This is a genomic window from Agarilytica rhodophyticola (genome assembly GCF_002157225.2).
In the GTDB taxonomy this organism is placed as follows: Bacteria; Pseudomonadota; Gammaproteobacteria; order Pseudomonadales; family Cellvibrionaceae; genus Agarilytica; species Agarilytica rhodophyticola.
The window spans coordinates 3,396,004-3,416,183 of the sequence record NZ_CP020038.1 but is presented as its reverse complement, the minus strand read 5'-3'; the positions used below and the strand labels follow the sequence as shown (position 1 = coordinate 3,416,183).

Genomic DNA, 20,180 nt, shown 5'->3' with positions numbered 1-20,180 from the left:
ACAACTAGAAGAAGACTTTTACACTATGACAACGCATAGCAAGCATAAATATTTAATTATTGGCGCAGGCCCTGGAGGGCTTCAGCTTGGATATTATTTACAAAAATCAGGTAGAGATTATTTAATTTTAGAATCTGGAGAATGCGCGGGGAAAAGATTCCAACAGTACCCTCGTCACGGACAACTAATTTCTATCAATAAAGTGTATACTGGATATGATGATCCAGAAGTAAATTTACGCTGGGACTGGAACTCTCTTTTGTGTGACGGCGAGAGCGATGTTCTATTTAAACATTACAGTCAAGAATACTTTCCAAAAAACGAAGCTTTATTGGAGTATCTCGACAAATTCTCTGAGCATTACCAGCTAAATGTTAAGTATAAAACCTCAATCGTTAATATCAGCCGCGAAGGTGATATCTTCCACGTAAAAGATAATAGTGATCATACTTATATCGCAGAGCAGTTGATTGTCGCTACGGGTTTTTCCGAACCCTATATGCCACCGATTGAAGGGATTGAACTAGCAGAAACCTACGGCCAAATGTCGCTTGATCTTAAAGAATACACAAACAAAAGAGTATTAGTGATAGGTAAAGGTAATTCAGCTTTTGAAACAGCAGATCATTTGTTAGGAGCAACATCTTTTATTCATGTTTGTAGCCCCAATCCCATATCAATGGCATGGACAACAAAGTATGTTGGACACTTGAGAGCGGTAAATAATAACTTCTTAGACAGCTATCAATTGAAGTCTCAGAATGCAGTTTTGGATGCAACCATTAAAGGCATTAGCAAAGAAGAGGATGGCAGCTATTCGGTTTCTCTTGACTATTCTCATGCCGATGGGGAAAAAGAAGTTATTGTTTATGATAAGGTGATTCTATGCGCAGGGTTTCGCTTTGATGACAGTTTATTTGATGACACCTGCAAACCTACTTTGTCACGACAAGATCGTTTTCCTGAACAAACCAGCGAATGGGAATCGACGAATATTAAAGGCCTGTATTTTGCCGGTGTACTCATGCATCAGAGAGATTACAAGAAAAAGCAATCTGGTTTTATTCACGGTTTTCGCTACAACATACATGCAATGCATAAGATACTGGAAAACAAGTATGAAGGCCAAGCGCTTCCTTGCATACAACTTATGCTAGGTGTGTCGTCAATATGCGAACAGATATTGTATCGTATTAACGTCAGCTCGGCTCTATGGCAGCAAACAGGCTTTCTCGCCGACGCTATTATTATCAGACAATCGGATAGCACTGCTGATTATTACTCGCAATTACCTATGGACTATATTCATGAGGGAAATATATTTGAGAATTATAAAGATACAAAAGAAATACAAAATCAAGAGTATTTAACGGTGAGCCTCGAGTTTGGAGCCGCGCAAGCTGATCCATTTAATATTCAGCGAAAACCCCATCCAGATAAAGCCGATGATAGCGCTTTCCTTCACCCTGTTATTAAACACTATAAAGGGGGAGAATTAGCAGCAGAATTACATTTATTAGAAGATCTTGCCGGTGAATGGAAAAAAGATGTTCACATAGACCCCTTAAAAACATTTATCGAGACACAGTTAGCAAGTCATCTGCCAAAACAACAAGTAGAAGATAAAGTACAGTAGTTTAGACATAAAAACGTATTAACTAGTGCAGTGTATACAAGGATGTATTTTACTATACACGTGCGCTTTATTAATTTTCTTTTAAGGCTGCAGAGGTTCATGTATCATTCGAAATATGAGATTTCTTGTTAATATTATGCAGTCACGAGCGCACGTTTTTTTTGCTCTTATCGCTATTATATTCTGGTTAGTATCGTTCGGTCCAATGTGGGCACTAGAAAACCTCCAGCAGCATATATCTATCTCAATCACAATGATCTTCGGCTCTTTTGTAGCCGGAGGAACAGCTTTGGGGGGCGGCGCAGTGGCTTTTCCTGTTCTTACCAAAGTTCTGGGAATCATTCCCGTTGAAGCCAAATTATTCTCTTTAGCCATACAGAGCTTTGGAATGACTGCGGCAAGCTTAACGATTATCTGTAAACGTATTCCGTTCTATCCAAGAATCGTCTTCTTTGCATTATTAGGTGCAATTCCTGGAACACTAGTAAGCCTAATATGGATTAGTGAAGTCATGCCAAGAATTGCGACAAAATCAATTTTCAGTCTATTTTTACTTATATTTTCTGTCACTATATTGAACTTTAAGAAAAATATACTGGCGGATCATAGCCCAGCAGAAACGAATTATGGCGCTATAGTACTGGTGGGTTTTATCGGTGGTATCGCCAGTGGATTATTGGGTTCAGGAGTGGATATATTGCTGTTCGCCCTACTCGTTCTCATTCTTAAAAAAGATATCAAAAAAGCCACTGCGACTTCTGTTATTGTCATGGCAGTAACTTCAGTGTTGGCAAGCACCTTTAATATTGCTGTATTGGGCAATATCACACAACAAGTACAGTCCTATGTCCACGCAGCAATACCCATAGTAGTCATCGGTGCCCCTTTGGGTGCTTGGTTATGCGCTAGGCTTACCAATCAAACAGTTTTCAACACTTTAATCGTACTTATTTCTTTGGAGATTAGCTTCACACTATTTGAAGTTTCTAAATTATTTTTCGTGGCAAATTCACCCTAAGATTGGCGGGACGACCACTGCTGGAGGGTGATTTCATATAAAACGTGATCGACCAATGAATGGCTTATAGGTATATCAGGATGTTTAAAATTTAGGTGACTATCAACTAAACCTAGGCGTTCCATTACTTTACGTGAACGAATATTGGAGACAGTAGTGAAAGAAACCACCTTCTCTAACCTTAGCGTTGTAAAAGCAAAAGCTAACACTTCACTAGCAGCTTCCGAGGCATATCCCCTGCCCCAATAATTTTTATGCAAACGCCAACCGATTTCAACATTGGGATAAAAAGGCAAAGTTTGTTTGACTTCGTGCAGACCAATAAAGCCTATAAACTCCGAAGTGTCTTTGATTTCAGCAGCCCATAACCCCCATCCTCTATGGGCAATAAGTGATCGGCACTTTTCAGCGAGAGCGTCACTGGCCTCCATATTCAATGGACTGGGGAAAAACTCCATAGTATCCATATCAGAGTTCAAATCAGCGAAGATAGGTAAATCTTTATCACACCACTGTCTGAGTCTAATACGCGCTGATTGTAGCGTATGAATCGTCATTTATCTGTCCTTATGGCCTGTCGTTATCTTCTGATGGTAACACTCACAGTGAGATCTACAAAACACCTTTTTTGATCAAAAAAAGAACAAAGCAGAATGCTAAGGCGACATAAAAACAACTGTATAAACTACTGTATATTTAATGCTTGCCGAGCCAAACAAAACACTGTATATTAAAACAGTTGATAGAAAAACATCATATATTAGGCACAAAATTTGAACTCTAGTGTCGCTATTTGACACCAAATATTGAAAGCACCGATGTTTAAAGCGTTGATGTTGAAAGTACAAATGTTGAAAGCATCAAAACAAACGGTGTTGATATTAAAAATACTGAAATAAGAATCCCAAAATACGAGTACTGAAATAGAAGCACTGAGAAAGTAACAGAAAGCTAATAGAAAATAGTAGTGTAAATAACAGGAGCTGAGATATGAACCGTTATGAGTTATCTATGGGCGATAAAGTCACCTCACCTGCTGGAAGATTATTGAGAGTAGCAGATATTTTTGTTCCGAGAAGTAATAAAGATAAAAGCCGTAGCATTCCTGCTCAATTCAGAACCATGAGTCATAAAATTGTTATATTTGAAAATGGTTCTATGGCGCCATTACGCGAAATCAAAAGCCACTATAAGGTTGTTATGTAATACAGCAGCCAGCTAAGCCTGGGCTGCAAGCAAAGATAATAAATTGAAGTGGTCATATATAGTGTGCAAAAAAGATAGCTGTGAGTTTTTTGCACACATAAAAGAACTGTATTTCTATTTAATATCCACTATCAACAAAATTTAATGTTGAGATAATTAATTCTAATGCTTAATCTTGGTCTTTAATTTTGCTTGGTCTTTAATTTTGATAGTCACCGGGTATAGAGTTCTGCGACTAATTTTAGCCTTAAATTTCACCTCTAAAATAACCTAATCAAGCACGGGTTTGTAATCGAGCCTTAAGCGAAGCAAACACTTCTACAATGAGTAAAACAATTAAGCCAGCTGCAACACCTACTATACCTGATACCACTACTTCCGTTATCGGCAGTAGAAATCCTATGTTTGCTTCAACACTATGCTTAATATGGTGCAACATTTCATGAAAGAAATGTATGCGGTGAACAATAATGCCGCCGCCTACAAGAAACATAGCAATGGTACCAACAACCGCTAGTAACTTCATAAGTTTCGGAGCCACTGCCAGTAAAAAAGCGCCTAGTTTCTTATTAAAAATATTAGCCTCTTCACTTTCAATAAGGTGTAGCCCCGCATCATCCATCTTCACAATCGCAGCGACTAAACTGTAAACCACACCGGTCACAAGTAATGCAACGGCAGATACCACAAGTGCTTGAATAAGCAATGACTCCCCTTCTACCGATCCCAAAGCGATCACTATAATTTCAGCAGATAAAATAAAGTCGGTTCTTATAGCACCAGCAATTTTTTGTTTTTCATACTCAGCAAGGTTTATATTTTCAGTAATGACTTCTTCGCTAGCATTTGAATTATCATCAACTTTATTGTGAAAGAACTTATGTAAACATTTTTCAGCGCCTTCAAAACATAGATATAAACCGCCGACAATCAATAATGGCGTAATTAACCAGGGTAGAAGTACACTAATTGCGAGAGCAGCAGGCACTAAAATAAATTTATTTTTAAATGACCCCTTAGCCACCGCCCATACCACAGGTAATTCCCTTTCAGCTCTAACACCAGAGACCTGCTCGGCATTAAGTGCTAAATCATCCCCTAACACTCCCGCAGTACTTTTTGTAGCAACTTTTGTCATTGTTGCCACATCGTCCAATAGTGTTGCGATATCATCCAGTAACGCCAATAAACCTGTCGCAGCCATGAAAACCCCTTATATTTTTATATCAATCAGCTAAAGATGTTGTGAATTATTCGATTAAATACCCGCAGATAGATAGCCCAAATAGCGATCCCGAATATTTCGCACGTAGGTTACAGGTTCACGGCCTCGAACATAACCAAAGCGAGACTGTTTGTAGTATTGTGGCTGGGATAGTTTTAGCATCGCTTGGTCAACATGACCAAACCATTTATTAGGATCAAACCCTAGTTGCTTGGCCAAACGCCTAGCATCTCGTACATGGCCAGTACCGGCATTATAAGCAGCTAAAGTAAAATAAATTCGCTCTTGGAAGTCTAGTTCCCCAGGAAAACGTTCTTCTAACCAATTCATATAGGCAGTACCTGCAGCAACACCATTCTCGGGAATTTGCAGATTATCAAAGCCGAATTCGCGAGCCGTGCGGGGCATTACCTGCATTAACCCCACCGCGCCGGCAAATGACTTAGCTTTAGGATTAAATTTACTTTCTTGATAAATCTGCGATACAAGTAAGCGCCAATCCATGTCATAGTGACCAGCATATTTTTTTACGAGATCATCATATGATGATAACTTATCACCTTTGATTCGCTCATTTTGATAGCGAGCAATTTTCTTTTGATTTTTAAAATATTTGTTATAAACGATGTTGTAAAATAAACCACGATACTCTTTCTGAATATATTGATTAAGTTCATTCAATAGCTCATTCTTGCCGTCCCTCACTACCATCGCAATAGGCGATTCACGGGTTAGGTCAAGATTGGCTACAACATTTTGATGGTAGGATTTCTCAAGCGCAACCAAATGACTATCGGCAACGGTGAAATCAAATTCCTGATTTGCCAAACGTCCCAATAACTCTTCAGTGGTAGCATGCTCAACCTTAACAATTTCTACATCTTCTATATCTTTTACTTGATCAAGCATGCGTGAATAAAATACGGTGGCAGGATTCAAACCGACTTTAAATCCGCTTAATTGCTCTAGGCTTTCAATCTTAGGGCCACCTTCGCGGCCAACAATTTGCTCGGTAACTTTAAGATAGGGACGAGTGAAGCTAAGGCCTTTGCTCTCACGCTCAGGTGAGTGAGTAATGGAAGCAGCAATCACATCCCCCTCTCCAGCATGAAGTGCGGAAAATAGTTCTGGAATACTATCTTTGATAATGACAGATAAATGCAGCTGATGGGTATCAGCAAACTTCCTTACAAGCTCGTAATCAAACCCCATTAGCTCACCTCGCCACATAAAATAGCTGGCAGGATTATTGAGTGTTAACATGCGTAGACGACCACTAGTTTTGATTGCTTGCCAATCTCTTAAAGCATTTTTTTGTGAGCTTGTTTTCACATGGTGGGACACTAAGAATTCATTTAATGCGCGCAGGAGTACCGGATTGTTCTTGCGCACAGGCCAAGCAATTGGACGGTGTTTATTAACCTCGAAACCCATCGCTAGCTCAGGATAAGCAGGTAATAATTTACGCGCAATATCGCTGTCGATAATAGTAGTCTGGTACTGACCTGCCGCGACTCCAGAGAGTAAATCGCTATCACTCACCTCACCACTTACTTCTTGGATAGTAATATTAATATCTTTATTTTTAGCTTTTTTTGCATTGAGGGTTTCAATATAAGCCGTTCCATGGGGCAAGGTGATGGTGGTTTCACTCAACGCCTGCCACGAATCGATCTTATGGTCTTTTTTGCTAATAACATGTTCCGAAATGCGCGCCACAGAGCGCGAAAATTTTACCGCCTGTTGACGCGCTTTGGTAACTGTCATATTGGTGATCACAAGATCCCCCTCACCCGCCAGCAGCGAAGGAATCAAACTGTCGAAGCTGTCGACAAATACCCACTGAACATCTAGCTTATGAAATGCCGCAAATTTCTCCGCCAGTTGCTGATACACTTGTATAGATATTCCCCCACGGGGTAAGGCATCAGCGCCATCGAAGCGTGGCGCAATTAGACGTAGCACACCATGTTCACGAATATGTTCAAAGTCATCGGTCGATAGATAGGGTTCGGTTTTTTCAGGTTCTGGTAGCGCAGTATTCTCACTGACACCAGAAGTGGATTCGATATCCTTTGAGCAAGAAACTAACAAGATACATGTAACAACTAAGCAATATAGCAACCAGCGCAAATTTCTCATTTAACCTTCCATATGTATTTCCATTGAAGCGACAGTGTACCTGCATGCCAAGCTGTAGAGAATCCTCACGGATACTTTTTGTTAATGGAATAAAAACTGAGTATAGAGAGAATTCTATTTTAGAAGGTCTGACATGGTTCCAGAATAATCAGATGAAATTGAAGCAGGGAGTTTTAGCAAAGCCCTCAGGGGTGTATGAAGGCTTTGTATAAAGCGGGATTTCGGGCAAGACAGCCGCATCACAGGGCACTTGCTACAAGGAAGCATCGTGCTTAGGGGGTTAAACCCTTCGGCTGGCTGCCATCAATGCGACAAGCAAGAGTTATGCATTAGTTTTCAGTATCTACCTCTTCTGTACTCTCCTCAACGGCCTCTTCTGCATCAAGCTCATCATTATCTATCACAGAATCATCTTGCTGGGATGCGTCTGTACTGCAGTCCCATCCCCAACCTCGCTGTTTTTCAGCAAAGTTCGAGGCTTTTTCCTCACAATATCCAGTTTCGGCTTTTGCTGTCCATAGAACCGCCTCACTACCATCTTTGACATAGATAACAGAACATGGAACGGGCTCGCCCTGAACATCATACGCTACGCGGATTTCACGAACGCTGCCATCTTTCTGGCAGTTATAGGTTTGGTCAGCGTGGGCCGATATACTCAGTATCGCTGCTGCTGCGACAACATATTTTGTAACGCCTAAAAACATACAAATCTCCTTACTCAAGTTTCTATTAGGTAACAAATTAGGTAACAATCTAGGTAATAACCAGGCAGCACTAAAACTAACAAAATATAATTATAAACAACATTCTAAAAATCAAAAAAAGAGTATATCAGGTCACTTTTTACAACATTACCTGAAATAAGACGCACACATTAGTATCACAGCGACGTTAAGCTATTGAACTTTATAGACTAATTCAGCTCTGTGGATATAGACTGATTGAGTTGTGTGAATGTGAAATAGAGTGGTTTAGCGGGATTATACAGACTCTAATGCCAATTCAGTTCTATGGAAATAGCGAAGCTATGGTATATTAAACTCGATTAAATGGGATCGGTACTGGCCAATTTAGTGAGAGCAAACACTAAATATTAGAAGACATATATTGCAATTCCCTGTCATGGCAGTGACGATATCACAATAACGACCAAATCGATATAGATAGTATTCGTAAAGATACCGTTTGTAAGGATAAAATAGCGCAAAGATAAACTATTTCGTCCACAAACAAGTAATTAATTGAAATGCCGAGCTATATTATTGATAAGCTGCTCATTTGTTTATCAATAATATAGCTACCAAAAACGCAAAAATGCACCTTTTGCACAATGTAAAGTGGTACTAAGATAGAAGGTAGTCTGCTGTATGATGATTAAGAAACAAGCTATGGTTTCTTGGGTTATTGGACTGACGTTAAGTGTTGCAGCCGTAGCAAAACCGGTTGATAGAATCTCTGCAACCAAGTCTCAATCTGACACGATCCGAGATATTCTCTCCAAGTTACAATCTCGCCATTATCGCGAAATGCGTATCGACGATACCTTGTCCGCCAACTACTTAGACAACTATCTGGATACCCTCGATCCATCGCGAATGTTTTTTTACGACAAAGACATTAAGTCATTCAAGCAGCACGAGGCCAAGTTTGACGATTACTTCAAAACTGGTAACTTACAACCTGCGTTTGAAATATATCATCTGTACCGCCAACGCATTGTGTCTCGGCTTGAATCTGTCCTGGAGTTACTCAAAGACCCCACCGTCAAGTTCGATTTCACCAAAGATGAAGAGGTTCTCCTTGAACGCGATGAAGAAGCCTGGCCGTCAAGCCTCGCGTCGGCGGATAAACTCTGGCACAAGCGCGTAAAACTGAGCCTACTCAACCTTAAAATGTCTGGTAAAACAGTCGAAGAAGCAAAAGATATTGTGACCAAGCGTTACAAGCGTCAGTTAAAGCGTGTAGAGCAAGAAGATACTGCCGATATTTTTGAAACCATTGCCAATTCGTTGACTCTGCTTTATGACCCACATACTAATTACTGGTCGCCACGCACTTCTGAAAACTTCAATATTAATATGCGTCTGTCATTGGAAGGTATTGGTGCCGTCTTACAATCTGAAGACGAATATACCAAGGTAGTTCGACTAGTGGCGGGAGGCCCTGCAGATAAGCAGGGGCAACTCAAACCCTCCGACAGAATTAGTGGTGTCGCCCAAGGTGATGATGGCGAAGTTGTCGATGTAGTGGGTTGGCGGCTAGAAGAAGTGGTTGATCTTATTCGCGGCCCCAAAAATACTGTCGTGAAATTGCAAGTGACGCGGGCGGATGCAAAGCCTGGCGATAACAAAATCATTCGAATTAATCGCGGTCGCGTAAAGCTCGAAGACCAAGCAGCACAGAAAGAAATTCTGGAGCTATCTGATGGCAAAGGAATACATAAACTTGGCATTATTAACCTGCCTACATTTTATGTGGACTTTGACGCACAGAGACAACGCAAGATTAACTACAAAAGTAGCTCTAATGATGTTGCTAAATTAGTACGAGAGTTAATGAAAGAAAATGTCGATGGCATTATCCTAGATTTACGTAACAATGGGGGTGGCTCGCTGCAAGAAGCGGTTAACTTGACAGATCTATTTATCGATCAAGGGCCCGTAGTTCAAATACGCAACCCTGATGATCGCATAAACCGCCATAACCGTTCTCGTTTTAAAGCCCTATACGACGGCCCACTAATTGTACTAGTTAATAGATTAAGTGCTTCTGCGTCAGAAATTTTTGCCGGCGCAATACAAGACTATAACCGAGGCCTTATTGTGGGAGCTCAGACCTTTGGTAAGGGCACGGTGCAATCGGTTAATCCTCTTATTGAAGGAGGGTTAAAAATAACCGAATCTAAGTTCTACCGTGTATCTGGAGACAGTACTCAACATCGTGGCGTTATTCCCGATATCAGTATTCCATTTTTGATTGATCCTGAGGAAGTAGGTGAGTCGGCCTATGACAATGCCCTCCCCTGGGATCAAATTCACCCAGTACCTCATTCGGATTATTTTAATTTTTCCTCTTTGCTACCAATGATGAAAAGTCTTCATAAGGAGCGCGCCAACAAAGATCCAGATTTCACTTACTTACTTGATCAAGTGAAAATCATGGAGAAAAATAGAGAAAGAAAAACTATTTCTCTAAATGAGAAGCAACGAGTTAAGGAAAAAGAAGATCTAGAACTCGAAGCAATGCGCATTGAAAATAAGCGTCGCTTGGCTAAAAACCTGGAAGTATTCAAAACTATCGAAGCGTACCGGGAGTCTGAAAAGGAAGAGGAAGAAAAAGAAGAGAGTGCTCCTGTATCGGAAAGAAATAAAATTGACGTAGATGGCGACGCAATTTTGATTGAAACAGGGAGTATTTTATTAGATATGATCCGTTTGCAAAGTAAAACCGACCAACAAACGGCCTCTGTACGATAAGTCCACTGGACTCCTAAAATACCCGGCATGCTACTTCCCATGCCGGGTATTTTTTTATCCTGCAATCACACCTTTATTCTATGCAAAAAACTCTAGGCACAAATAGTCTCAGCTTTAAAAGCAGAAGTCCTGCCTGTCTATATTTATTATTAACGAGATAAAATATGAAATGTGTATCGTTCAACGTCAATAGTATCCGCACACGAATGCATCAGCTGGAAGAAGTGGTCAACAAATACCAACCTGACTTTATTGGTTTACAGGAAACCAAAGTCAGCGACGAAGATTTCCCGCTACAGCAGATACAGGAACTTGGTTACCATGTGTATTACTTTGGCCAAAAAACCCATTATGGTGTGGCATTGCTCTCTAAAGTGCCGGCAAAGAAACACATTAAAGGTTTTGCCAATGACGATGAAAACAGCCAAAGACGATTTATCGGCGCAGACTTTGAACTTGCAGATGGGAAAATACTTACGGTGTTAAATGGTTATTTTCCTCAGGGAGAAAGTCGAGAACACCCAACGAAATTCCCGAACAAACAACATTTTTATCAATCTTTAATCCAACATTTAAATGAACATCACACCAATGATGCAGCGCTTATCGCCATGGGAGATATGAATATTTCCCCTTCGGATAAAGATATTGGTATCGGCGAGGATAACCGTAAACGTTGGTTAAAAGCGGGAAAATCTAGCTTTTTGCCAGAAGAAAGAGAGTGGTTTGAGCAGCTGATGGACTGGGGACTTGAAGATACCTATCGATTGCACTATCCAGACAACAGCGACACATTTAGCTGGTTTGATTACCGTAGTAAAGGATTCGATCGCGAGCCTAAACGTGGCTTGCGCATTGACTTTGTATTAGCAACGCAAGCTCTGGCAGCAAAGTGTACAGGCGCAGGTATCGACTACGACATACGCTCAATGGAGCGCCCATCTGATCATTGTCCAGTATGGGCCAGTTTTGATTTAAGCCTTCTCCAGCAGTAGCGTAGACCAATAAGAAATCGTACGTTTTAATGTCTTTTTGGGATTATGTGTTAGGTCGAGATAATCATCGAGGCCTAATTCATAAGCGGTATCTTCAAGCTCTTCACGAGAACTACTAACACCGAGAATAGGCATAAAGTTTTCCATATTTTTGCCCGCTTCATAACTGCGAATATTACGCACAACTAAATTAATATCACTGAGTGTATCGCAATCAATCACAATAATGTCGAAGTCCCCGTCATTTATAAGGCCTATCATCCGATCATTGTGCTCGACAGATGTGATTTCGTCTCCCATCTGTTGTATATGTTGGCGTAATATAGAATCCCCTGAAAAATCTTCAGTAACAAAGCCAACACGGACTTCTGGCGCTGGAGTATGCTCGCCATCCTCATTTTCTTGCTTATAAATTTGGTGGAACATACTTTCAATTTCAAACAGACCCGTTGGCTTGTCGACGTAGTAAAAACCATTGGCCTCATCAAACCCATTTTTGCGCATAACACTCTGCTGGCGTCGGGTGGCAGCACCAATTTTTCGCGTATATTTTAACTCGGCGATATCCAATAGATTTTGACAAAAAGTTATCACCGACTGATTATCCGGCTCAAGATAAAAGACTAGACTTTCAATAGGATTTTGGAATTTATAACTATCCTGCAGAGTTTGGATGGCACGTTTATATTGCGTTTCGGTAAAAACATTAAAGCCCAAAGCATCCAATTCTTGACGTTTTAAATCTACAATGCGCGGGTGATTATGAACCAGCAACACATTACGCCCAGAAAAAGAATCCTTATGAAAATCTAGCTGCCCTGTTCTGTCGGCGATATCTATTTTTGCATTAAAACGAAATTGCTGCTCATTTTGCATGGCATCGTTAAACTCAATACTGCCATCCATTAGGTCGGCCAAACCTTTGGCAACAACTAGAGATAATGTGCCCTGGGGAACTTTCGGCATACTATCACTAGCAAAAAGTTTTTTACTTTTATCAAAACTACGAGTTACCGACACATAGAGTTCGCCTGCAGTGTCATATTCACGCAAAAACTCCACTTCCACCAGGACAATACATTTGTCTATGTCATGCAAAATAATATTCAATAAACTTCGTATAATCTGTGCCAAACGTGAAGCATCACCCTTTAAACGCATAGGCAAAGTGGGCGATAAACTGGTCTCAATTTGAATATTGCGGCTTTCGGCATCATCGATAAATTCTGTTACCAAGTGCTGAATCTCATGGCGAATATTAAAAATATTTTCCTCAAGCTCCAAGCTTTTAGACAACACACCATTAAAATCCGAAATATTCGTGTGTAAGGAGTGTAACTCATTTCTAATGATCGACTTTAAGTGCTTCTCACTTAAATTTTCAGCATCACTTAGAGTGGACATAAAACGGTCAATATCACTATGAAGACGCTGCATGAACTCTTGATTCAGTTTCACGTTAGCCTTGGTATCACGCTTCTCCTCTTCCATTGAAAGTGTCTTACGCGCTAATGCGTAGGTCGCCTCCAGCTTCTCCCAATAGTTTTCTGAAATAAGACGGCACTGATGACTGAGTACCAAGAAAAAAAACAGCATTAAAATACCATATAAATACCCTTCAAAATCACCTAAATAAATAGCACTTGCTGCAGCCGGCACAAGACCAAAAAATTGGTAGTAAGACAGGAATTTTTGGTAGGGAGCAAAAGCATGCGCTGTGGTGGAGAAAAATATCACGGTATATAGCCATAACAGTGGCGCTTCTTCTTCCATTTCTAGCTGTGTAGTAACACTAACTAAAATAACGCCCCACCAACAAGCCCCGATGAGCGTCGCCACAAAGTAACGGTTACGCCATTTTGCTGGAGCTCTGGGATAGAGCTGGTCAAAGCGAAAGAGAAAGAGACCACGCAGCAAAGTAATAAGCAATAATCCGACTGTTAAAACCCCCATCAGTTGGGGATTATCATCGATAAACCGGCCATGAGCGAGGCATATGAGAAATACAAAGAAATTAGATATTAGACCTCGTCGGCTGTATTTCGCCATGCGCGAATCTGTTTCGCGCATAATGCGTCGATCTTTCTGTACTTTGCTGGCTGGCAAAAAGAATTTCAACATATCTTGTCCAAGCAAGGGGTTAGGCCAACAGGTTTTGTTTGCATTTTACGATTAAAACCAGGCGACTTCTGAATCGCGTCCTTTGATACATAGTTCTGCAATCGTTATTTGATTATGCTTATCTTCATTTAAGCATAAGCTGCTAAATACAGTTAGTATTAGACCCTATCCCCATTAATGAGATTGGCAAGCTATTCTACTGGAACCTATTTATTGTTCCAAATTTATTATCCTAAGTTGTTAGTATAAGAGAAAGGTAAAATGAAGAAGAAGGTGAGCCTCCTAGCAATTAACCCGGTGGTTATTTATGCCCTGTGGGTATTTACACCAAGCTAATTGCGATACAAGGATGCATCCAATAAGGAGGCCCAGAAGTGTTGATTATCCAAGCAAATTATCTAACGCAGGTACAGCTTCGAACAAATCTGCGACTAAACCATAATCAGCAACTTGAAAGATAGGCGCATCTTCATCTTTATTGATAGCAACAATTACTTTTGAATCTTTCATGCCAGCCAAATGTTGAATAGCACCAGATATACCAACGGCGATATATAGATCAGGGGCAACGATTTTACCCGTTTGGCCAACCTGCATATCGTTCGGCACAAAGCCCGCATCGACAGCAGCACGAGAAGCTCCCACTGCCGCACCTAACTTATCTGCGAGTTTGTACAACATTTCAAAGTTGTCACCATTTTGCAAACCCCGACCACCGGAAATAACGATGTTGGCAGCGGTTAGCTCTGGACGATCAGATTCGGCAAGTTCTTCTTTAACAAAGCTCGAAAGGCCAAGCGCATGTGCCGCATCTAATGATTCTACTGCACAGGCTTGCGCTGAAGTTTCTGCTGGATCAAATGCCGTGCCACGAACCGTCATCACCTTAATAGCATCACTGGATTGGACTTTAGCGATAACATTACCTGCGTAGATAGGGCGCAAGAATGTATCGTCACTTTCTACAGCGATAACATCAGAGATAGGTTGTACATCCAACAGTGCTGCCGCACGAGGAACAGTATTTTTCCCCGTTGTTGTTGCAGGTGCCAAAATATGGCTGTACTGATTGCCAATTTCACCGACAAGAGCAGCAGTATTTTCAGCTAATTGATGCTCATAACTTTCGTTATCAGCAACCAATACTTTACTAACTCCCGAGATTTTTGCTGCCGCCTCAGCAGCTTCACCACAGTCTTTACCTGCGATTAAAACAACAATATCACTATTAAATTTAGCTGCAGCTGCAACAGTGTTAAGCGTTGCATCTTTAAGCGATTTGTTATCATGTTCAGCTATGACAAGTACACTCATGAAATCACCTTTGCTTCGCTCTTCAATTTTTCAACCAACTCTTCCACCGACGCGACCTTAATACCGCCCTGCCTTTCTGGTGGCGGTGATACACTGAGTACTTTCACTCGCGCAGCGCCATCAACACCCACAACATCTAAGCTTAGCGTTTCCATTGGCTTCTTCTTAGCTTTCATAATATTAGGGAGAGATGCATAGCGTGGTTCGTTTAAGCGCAGATCGGTAGTTATCACCGCGGGCAAACCTAATTCAAGAGTTTGCAAACCACCATCAATTTCTCTGGTAACAGCCACTTTGCCTTCATCAAGCTCAACCTTTGACGCAAAAGTCGCTTGGCCTAACCCTGTTAGCGCTGCAAACATTTGACCTGTTTGGTTGTTGTCACCATCGATTGACTGCTTGCCTAAAATCACAAGTTCTGGCGACTCTTTTTCATAAATAGCCTTCAAACACTTAGCGATCGCCAAAGGCTCTAAGTTTTCATCGGTTTGTACCAATATACCGCGGTCAGCACCAATAGCCATCGCCGCACGTATCTGCTCTTGTGATTTAGCAGTTCCAATGGACACCACCACCACTTCACTCACTTTGCCGCTCTCTTTTAAACGCACAGCTTCTTCTACTGCGATTTCGCAAAAAGGATTCATCGACATTTTTGCATTAGCCAAATCGACATCGCTGCCATCAGCATTTGGTCTAACTTTTACGTTGTAATCAACTACTCGTTTTACCGGCACGAGAACTTTCATATCCCTTAGCGCCTCCGTATTTAATATCATTATTTAATTATTGTGCAACGCACACTGCATGCATTATAAAATCTAATTATATGCGGTGTATACTCGATAAGCAGCTGATTTAACAATTATTTTTACTAATGTTAACTATTATTTTTACTAAGGCTTAATAGCTGATAAAGTTGGACTTATTTGATAGCTCGGTTGCTAGCATTTGCTATTGGTCGCCACTAGCTAGATTTCTATACTCCGGTGATGACAGCGCCAAAAACCACATGAAAATAGATAATTATAAATACTAGTTAAAATAATATATAAACAGATTGACAGATTAAGAGGTGAAACCGCGTGGAAAGAGAATCCATGGAGTATGACGTTGTTGTCGTCGGTGCCGGCCCCGCCGGTCTGAGTGCGGCATGTCGACTAAAGCAGCTCAATGAAGATATCAATGTATGTGTCGTTGAGAAGGGTTCCGAGGTGGGTGCCCATATATTATCTGGTGCTGTGTTTGAACCTAAAGCCCTTTACGAGTTATTTCCTGACTGGAAAAAAATGGGAGCACCGCTTCATACTCCGGTTAGCGGCGATAATATTTATTATTTCACCAGCGCTGAAAAAGGCATAAAAGTTCCAGGGCTATTTGCTCCCAAAACCATGCATAACCACGGTAATTATATTGTCAGTCTTGGCAATGTATGTCGCTGGCTGGCCGAGCAAGCAGAAAATTTAGGGGTAGAAATTTTCCCAGGCTTTACCGCTGCTGATTTAGTGTGGAATGAAGATGGCAGTGTTAAAGGCATTGTTACTGGCGATATGGGCGTGGGTGAAGATGGCGAGCAAAAAGATAGCTATATGCCGGGTATGGAGCTCCATGCGAAATATACTTTATTTGCCGAAGGTTGCCGCGGCCATATTGGTAAAAAGCTTATCGAGCATTTCGCATTAGATAAGGGCAAAGAACCGCAACATTACGGCATTGGCATTAAAGAGCTTTGGAAAGTCCCTGCAGACAAACATCAACAGGGTTTAGTGGTGCATTCAGCTGGCTGGCCCCTGTCTGAATCGGGAAGCGCCGGTGGTGGTTTCCTGTATCATTTGGAGGACAACCAAGTCGCTGTTGGTGTGATTACAGATCTATCCTATAGCAACCCCCATGTGAGCCCTTTCGACGAGTTCCAACGTTATAAACATCACCCTAAAATTAGTCAGTATTTAGAGGGAGGCGAACGCATTTCCTATGGTGCACGGGCACTGACAAAAGGCGGCATGCAATCGCAACCCAAGATGCATTTTCCTGGCGGGCTGCTTATTGGTGATGATGCAGGAACGCTAAATTTCGCTAAAATTAAGGGCTCTCATACCGCAATGAAATCGGGTATGATCGCAGCCGAAGTAGTAGCACAAGCTTTATCTGAAGAAAAACAGCACAGCGACTTAGACAGTTACGCCAAAGAATATGTGAAGTCTTGGGTATTTACCGAATTGCGCACACAACGAAATTTTGGCCCAGCTCAACATAAGTGGGGAAATTTAGTAGGCTCGGCGTATGCGTTCATCGATATCAATATTTTTGATGGTACGCTGCCGTGGACATTGAAAGATCCAAAACCCGATTATCAGGCGATGAAACCTGCTAACGAATGTAAAAAAATTGACTATCCTAAACCTGATGGCAAGCTTAGTTTTGACAAATTGAGTTCGGTATATTTATCAAATACCAATCACGAGGAAGATCAGCCCTGCCATTTGCAGCTGAAAGACAGCGCCATCCCTATTTCTCATAATTTAAAAGTATTTGATGAGCCTGCTCAACGGTACTGCCCTGCGGGTGTGTATGAAGTTGTTGAGAATGACAACAATGAAAAGGTTTTTCAGATTAATGGGCAAAATTGCGTACACTGCAAAACATGCGATATTAAAGATCCGTCACAAAACATAACCTGGGTAACCCCTGAAGGCGGTGGAGGCCCCAATTACCCTAATATGTAAGCAATGAAGGGTAGAATTTTCACTCCGCCCTACCCTACATTCCTACCAGTGATCACCTTTAAATAGTGAATCGTTGCCTTATGAATAAGATCTACAGGTAGCGATTCATTCGCCGCAAACAGTTTTGCACGACTAAATACTGTACCGATATCAATTAGGTTTCGGGTCTTAACATCGTAAATAAGTACTTGAAATACGACGACATCGGGTCCATATTTGGCATCAGAATGAATAGATTTGCCTTCTATCATTTCTTGTACGCTATTCAAGTTATTTTCGGATACCACCAACTGAGGCCAGAACAAAAGCTCACTGTCATGATTCAATGCATGATTAAAGGCTTGCGTTAACGAAAGTGAGCTTTGATGAGTTTGGTAGCCAGGAAATGTTTGTTGCAGAGAAAAATGCAATGACTTATAAAGAGTTAACAGATTACGGTGTCTATCTTGCTGTAACACATCAACAGGCTTGGCTAAAAATACCGCAGTTTGAGAATTAATCGACCACTGGGCATTTCGTTCAACCCGATAGTTTGAAGCAAGGCGAATATCTTTCAATACATTGTGCGACACTTCAGCCACGTAAGCAGCAGTACATCCGCTAACCAACCAAGTGGTGACTAAAGCGACAAAGCAAATGGCTAGTATGCGCATAGTTAAATACCCACATTGTAAGAAATTAAATGCTATATCTCTAATTATCGTCAACCTGAGTATTTTATTAAGGAAAACCCCATGGATTCACCTCTAGAAAGTATATTGTCTCTAGAACAGCTCGACAGCAATCTCTTTCGCAGCCAAGAACACTGTGAAAACTTCCGCAAGACCTTGTTCGGGGGCCAAGTCCTGGGACAGGCGCTGATGGCGGCATACAATACTCAGGATGGGGAACTTCCAAACTCATTACACGCCTACTTTTTGCGTGCAGGCAGCAGTGAGATCCCTGTTATTTACGACGTCGAGAAAGTTAGAGATGGCCGCAGCTTTAACAGCCGTCGTGCTGTTGCCAGACAGTTTGGCAGGCCAATATTTAATATGTCCACGTCGTTTCACAAGGAAGAAAAAGGCTATGAGCACCAACTGCCATTGCCAGACAATATTCCTCACCCTGAGGAAATTATAGCTCGGCAAAAGAAAACTGCAGAGCTATCGGAAGAACATAAAAACTCTGTGACACCCTTTCATTTAGTTGCTGTAGACGAAGATGTCTTTTCGACAAAAGTCATTGATCCCCCAGTAGGCTACTTCTGGATGAAAGCCATGAAACCCCTGCCTGACTCACCTATTGTGCATTACTGCGCACTGGCCTTTGCTTCGGATCTAGGTTTGCTTGCAACAGCCTTGCTTCCTCATGAAGCGACTGTGTTTACAAAGAATATGGTGAGCGCCAGTATCGACCATGCTATGTGGTTTCACAGTAGAAATTTTCGGGCCGACGAATGGCTGCTATGCAAGACTTTCAGTCCGTGGGCAGGCAATGCTCGGGGCTTTACCCAAGGGTCTATTTTTAATATGAAAGGAGAACTTGTAGCATCGACAGCTCAGGAAGGTCTTATTCGCGAAATATAGCGCTATACTTATGGTAAACCATGTCAATGATTGCTCATTGGCATATTTTCGCCAAAGTCCAAGCTAAGAAAAGTAGGTCAACTTATGGACCGTTATACTATCTCATACGCAACAGAAGCACTTGAGGAGCTTCACCAAGCATTAATAGCAGCATATTGGGACTCAAACTGCGTTTCTCGAAAAGATACAGTATTCGATATTCTTTCTACCATTAGTGCGGAATTAAGTGAGCTAGCTAAACTGAGCATCGAAGATCACAACATGGGTTATGAACCTGTATCTGTACACTTCCCTGAATGCGCAAGAAAAATCAAACAATTACAGAATCATATTGATGAATGGTTTGCGAGAACTGAAACAGCACAAAAATTACATACATCAATTTCTAATGTTATTAATTTAACAGCATCCAAGTTTCTATAATTTACAGTACTTAAAAGTATTTTATTGCGACAAGAAGCGAATCTCAGAAATTGAGATTCGCCATTTTGTATCGCCAATAAATCCTTTTATTTAGTGCTAGATCCCTGATGTTTTATCAAAAAAAGTTCGTATTAATCGGCACCGTAATTTGATATTTCAAGTTAGCTGCCTTTGCTATACAACTATAAGAATTCGATTTAAAAATATACAACCCCAGGCTGGAAGTTTTCCAAATATGTTCAATACTTAAGTTATCTGATGGCAAACATCCCCCCCAAGTGTTAACTGTCGTCAGAGGCTACTTGTTAGCCAGTTGAGGATGTTTAT

The 20,180-nt window shown here is 41.1% G+C and carries 16 protein-coding genes; 8 read left to right on the top strand and 8 right to left on the bottom strand.

Features of this window, described 5'->3' with window-relative positions:
* Positions 1 to 25 precede the first annotated feature (25 nt).
* Positions 26 to 1,636 carry an NAD(P)-binding domain-containing protein gene (locus tag BVC89_RS14265; RefSeq protein WP_086931834.1) on the top strand — a complete coding sequence of 537 codons (1,611 nt, stop codon included), beginning with the start codon at positions 26 to 28 and terminating at the stop codon, positions 1,634 to 1,636.
* Between the two features lie 115 nt (positions 1,637 to 1,751).
* A complete protein-coding gene (locus BVC89_RS14260) occupies positions 1,752 to 2,654 on the top strand; it encodes a sulfite exporter TauE/SafE family protein (RefSeq protein WP_086931833.1) in 903 nt (300 codons plus the stop codon).
* Here the strand turns inward: BVC89_RS14260 and BVC89_RS14255 are convergent.
* Complete coding sequence (locus tag BVC89_RS14255) at positions 2,651 to 3,211, bottom strand: GNAT family N-acetyltransferase (RefSeq protein ID WP_086931832.1); 561 nt, start codon at positions 3,209 to 3,211, stop codon at positions 2,651 to 2,653. The two genes, BVC89_RS14260 and BVC89_RS14255, sit on opposite strands and share 4 nt — an antisense overlap.
* A gap of 433 nt (positions 3,212 to 3,644) precedes the next feature.
* Here BVC89_RS14255 and BVC89_RS14250 point away from each other — a divergent pair, with 433 nt between their 5' ends.
* Positions 3,645 to 3,860, top strand: coding sequence for a hypothetical protein (locus BVC89_RS14250; RefSeq protein WP_086931831.1), 216 nt, complete (start codon positions 3,645 to 3,647; stop codon positions 3,858 to 3,860).
* 274 nt (positions 3,861 to 4,134) lie between these two features.
* On the opposite strand, the gene BVC89_RS14245 is transcribed toward BVC89_RS14250, so the two are convergent.
* From BVC89_RS14245 to BVC89_RS14235, 3 genes are all read right to left on the bottom strand, one after another.
* A complete protein-coding gene (locus BVC89_RS14245) occupies positions 4,135 to 5,064 on the bottom strand; it encodes a DUF808 domain-containing protein (protein WP_086931830.1) in 930 nt (309 codons plus the stop codon).
* A 54-nt stretch (positions 5,065 to 5,118) separates the two neighbouring features.
* Positions 5,119 to 7,227 (bottom strand): MltF family protein, encoded by a 2,109-nt coding sequence (locus BVC89_RS14240; RefSeq protein ID WP_086931829.1) that lies wholly within the window; start codon positions 7,225 to 7,227, stop codon positions 5,119 to 5,121.
* 329 nt (positions 7,228 to 7,556) lie between these two features.
* Entirely contained in the window at positions 7,557 to 7,934 is a 378-nt protein-coding gene (locus BVC89_RS14235) for a hypothetical protein (RefSeq protein WP_216825141.1), read from the bottom strand.
* A 663-nt stretch (positions 7,935 to 8,597) separates the two neighbouring features.
* On the opposite strand from BVC89_RS14235, the gene BVC89_RS14230 reads away from it, so the two are divergent.
* Positions 8,598 to 10,706 (top strand): carboxy terminal-processing peptidase, encoded by a 2,109-nt coding sequence (locus BVC89_RS14230; protein WP_245929400.1) that lies wholly within the window; start codon positions 8,598 to 8,600, stop codon positions 10,704 to 10,706.
* Positions 10,707 to 10,870: 164 nt separating this feature from the next.
* Positions 10,871 to 11,701, top strand: coding sequence for an exodeoxyribonuclease III (xthA, locus tag BVC89_RS14225; protein WP_086931828.1), 831 nt, complete (start codon positions 10,871 to 10,873; stop codon positions 11,699 to 11,701).
* On the opposite strand, the gene BVC89_RS14220 is transcribed toward xthA, so the two are convergent.
* The 3 genes from BVC89_RS14220 to BVC89_RS14210 all read right to left on the bottom strand — a co-directional run bounded on the left by BVC89_RS14220 (position 11,681) and on the right by BVC89_RS14210 (position 15,885).
* A complete protein-coding gene (locus tag BVC89_RS14220; RefSeq protein ID WP_086931827.1) occupies positions 11,681 to 13,822 on the bottom strand; it encodes an ATP-binding response regulator in 2,142 nt (713 codons plus the stop codon). The genes xthA and BVC89_RS14220 overlap by 21 nt on opposite strands.
* Before the next feature lie 381 nt (positions 13,823 to 14,203).
* Positions 14,204 to 15,136: an electron transfer flavoprotein subunit alpha/FixB family protein gene (locus BVC89_RS14215; protein WP_086931826.1), complete on the bottom strand. Its 933-nt coding sequence runs from the start codon at positions 15,134 to 15,136 to the stop codon at positions 14,204 to 14,206.
* A complete protein-coding gene (locus tag BVC89_RS14210) occupies positions 15,133 to 15,885 on the bottom strand; it encodes an electron transfer flavoprotein subunit beta/FixA family protein (protein WP_086931825.1) in 753 nt (250 codons plus the stop codon). Before BVC89_RS14210 ends, BVC89_RS14215 begins: the two co-directional genes overlap by 4 nt.
* Positions 15,886 to 16,236: 351 nt before the next feature.
* Here BVC89_RS14210 and BVC89_RS14205 point away from each other — a divergent pair, with 351 nt between their 5' ends.
* Positions 16,237 to 17,862 (top strand): electron transfer flavoprotein-ubiquinone oxidoreductase, encoded by a 1,626-nt coding sequence (locus BVC89_RS14205; RefSeq protein ID WP_173780760.1) that lies wholly within the window; start codon positions 16,237 to 16,239, stop codon positions 17,860 to 17,862.
* Between the two features lie 29 nt (positions 17,863 to 17,891).
* Here the strand turns inward: BVC89_RS14205 and BVC89_RS14200 are convergent, their stop codons facing one another.
* Entirely contained in the window at positions 17,892 to 18,515 is a 624-nt protein-coding gene (locus BVC89_RS14200) for a DUF4823 domain-containing protein (protein WP_086931823.1), read from the bottom strand.
* Positions 18,516 to 18,596: 81 nt separating this feature from the next.
* Here BVC89_RS14200 and BVC89_RS14195 point away from each other — a divergent pair, with 81 nt between their 5' ends.
* Together BVC89_RS14195 and BVC89_RS14190 are read left to right on the top strand one after the other, a co-directional pair.
* On the top strand, positions 18,597 to 19,430 hold the full coding sequence (locus BVC89_RS14195; RefSeq protein WP_086931822.1) for an acyl-CoA thioesterase: 834 nt from the start codon (positions 18,597 to 18,599) through the stop codon (positions 19,428 to 19,430).
* A gap of 84 nt (positions 19,431 to 19,514) precedes the next feature.
* A complete protein-coding gene (locus tag BVC89_RS14190) occupies positions 19,515 to 19,853 on the top strand; it encodes a hypothetical protein (protein WP_086931821.1) in 339 nt (112 codons plus the stop codon).
* The last annotated feature ends 327 nt before the right edge of the window (positions 19,854 to 20,180 follow it).

Bases quoted from the DNA above. Each gene is read 5' to 3' on its own strand.
- BVC89_RS14265 (WP_086931834.1), top strand. From the start codon at position 26: ATGACAACGCATAGCAAGCATAAATATTTAATTATTGGCGCAGGCCCT.
- BVC89_RS14260 (WP_086931833.1), top strand. From the start codon at position 1,752: ATGAGATTTCTTGTTAATATTATGCAGTCACGAGCGCACGTTTTTTTT.
- BVC89_RS14255 (WP_086931832.1), bottom strand. From the start codon at position 3,211: ATGACGATTCATACGCTACAATCAGCGCGTATTAGACTCAGACAGTGG.
- BVC89_RS14250 (WP_086931831.1), top strand. From the start codon at position 3,645: ATGAACCGTTATGAGTTATCTATGGGCGATAAAGTCACCTCACCTGCT.
- BVC89_RS14245 (WP_086931830.1), bottom strand. From the start codon at position 5,064: ATGGCTGCGACAGGTTTATTGGCGTTACTGGATGATATCGCAACACTA.
- BVC89_RS14240 (WP_086931829.1), bottom strand. From the start codon at position 7,227: ATGAGAAATTTGCGCTGGTTGCTATATTGCTTAGTTGTTACATGTATC.
- BVC89_RS14235 (WP_216825141.1), bottom strand. From the start codon at position 7,934: ATGTTTTTAGGCGTTACAAAATATGTTGTCGCAGCAGCAGCGATACTG.
- BVC89_RS14230 (WP_245929400.1), top strand. From the start codon at position 8,598: ATGATGATTAAGAAACAAGCTATGGTTTCTTGGGTTATTGGACTGACG.
- xthA (WP_086931828.1), top strand. From the start codon at position 10,871: ATGAAATGTGTATCGTTCAACGTCAATAGTATCCGCACACGAATGCAT.
- BVC89_RS14220 (WP_086931827.1), bottom strand. From the start codon at position 13,822: ATGTTGAAATTCTTTTTGCCAGCCAGCAAAGTACAGAAAGATCGACGC.
- BVC89_RS14215 (WP_086931826.1), bottom strand. From the start codon at position 15,136: ATGAGTGTACTTGTCATAGCTGAACATGATAACAAATCGCTTAAAGAT.
- BVC89_RS14210 (WP_086931825.1), bottom strand. From the start codon at position 15,885: ATGAAAGTTCTCGTGCCGGTAAAACGAGTAGTTGATTACAACGTAAAA.
- BVC89_RS14205 (WP_173780760.1), top strand. From the start codon at position 16,237: ATGGAGTATGACGTTGTTGTCGTCGGTGCCGGCCCCGCCGGTCTGAGT.
- BVC89_RS14200 (WP_086931823.1), bottom strand. From the start codon at position 18,515: ATGCGCATACTAGCCATTTGCTTTGTCGCTTTAGTCACCACTTGGTTG.
- BVC89_RS14195 (WP_086931822.1), top strand. From the start codon at position 18,597: ATGGATTCACCTCTAGAAAGTATATTGTCTCTAGAACAGCTCGACAGC.
- BVC89_RS14190 (WP_086931821.1), top strand. From the start codon at position 19,515: ATGGACCGTTATACTATCTCATACGCAACAGAAGCACTTGAGGAGCTT.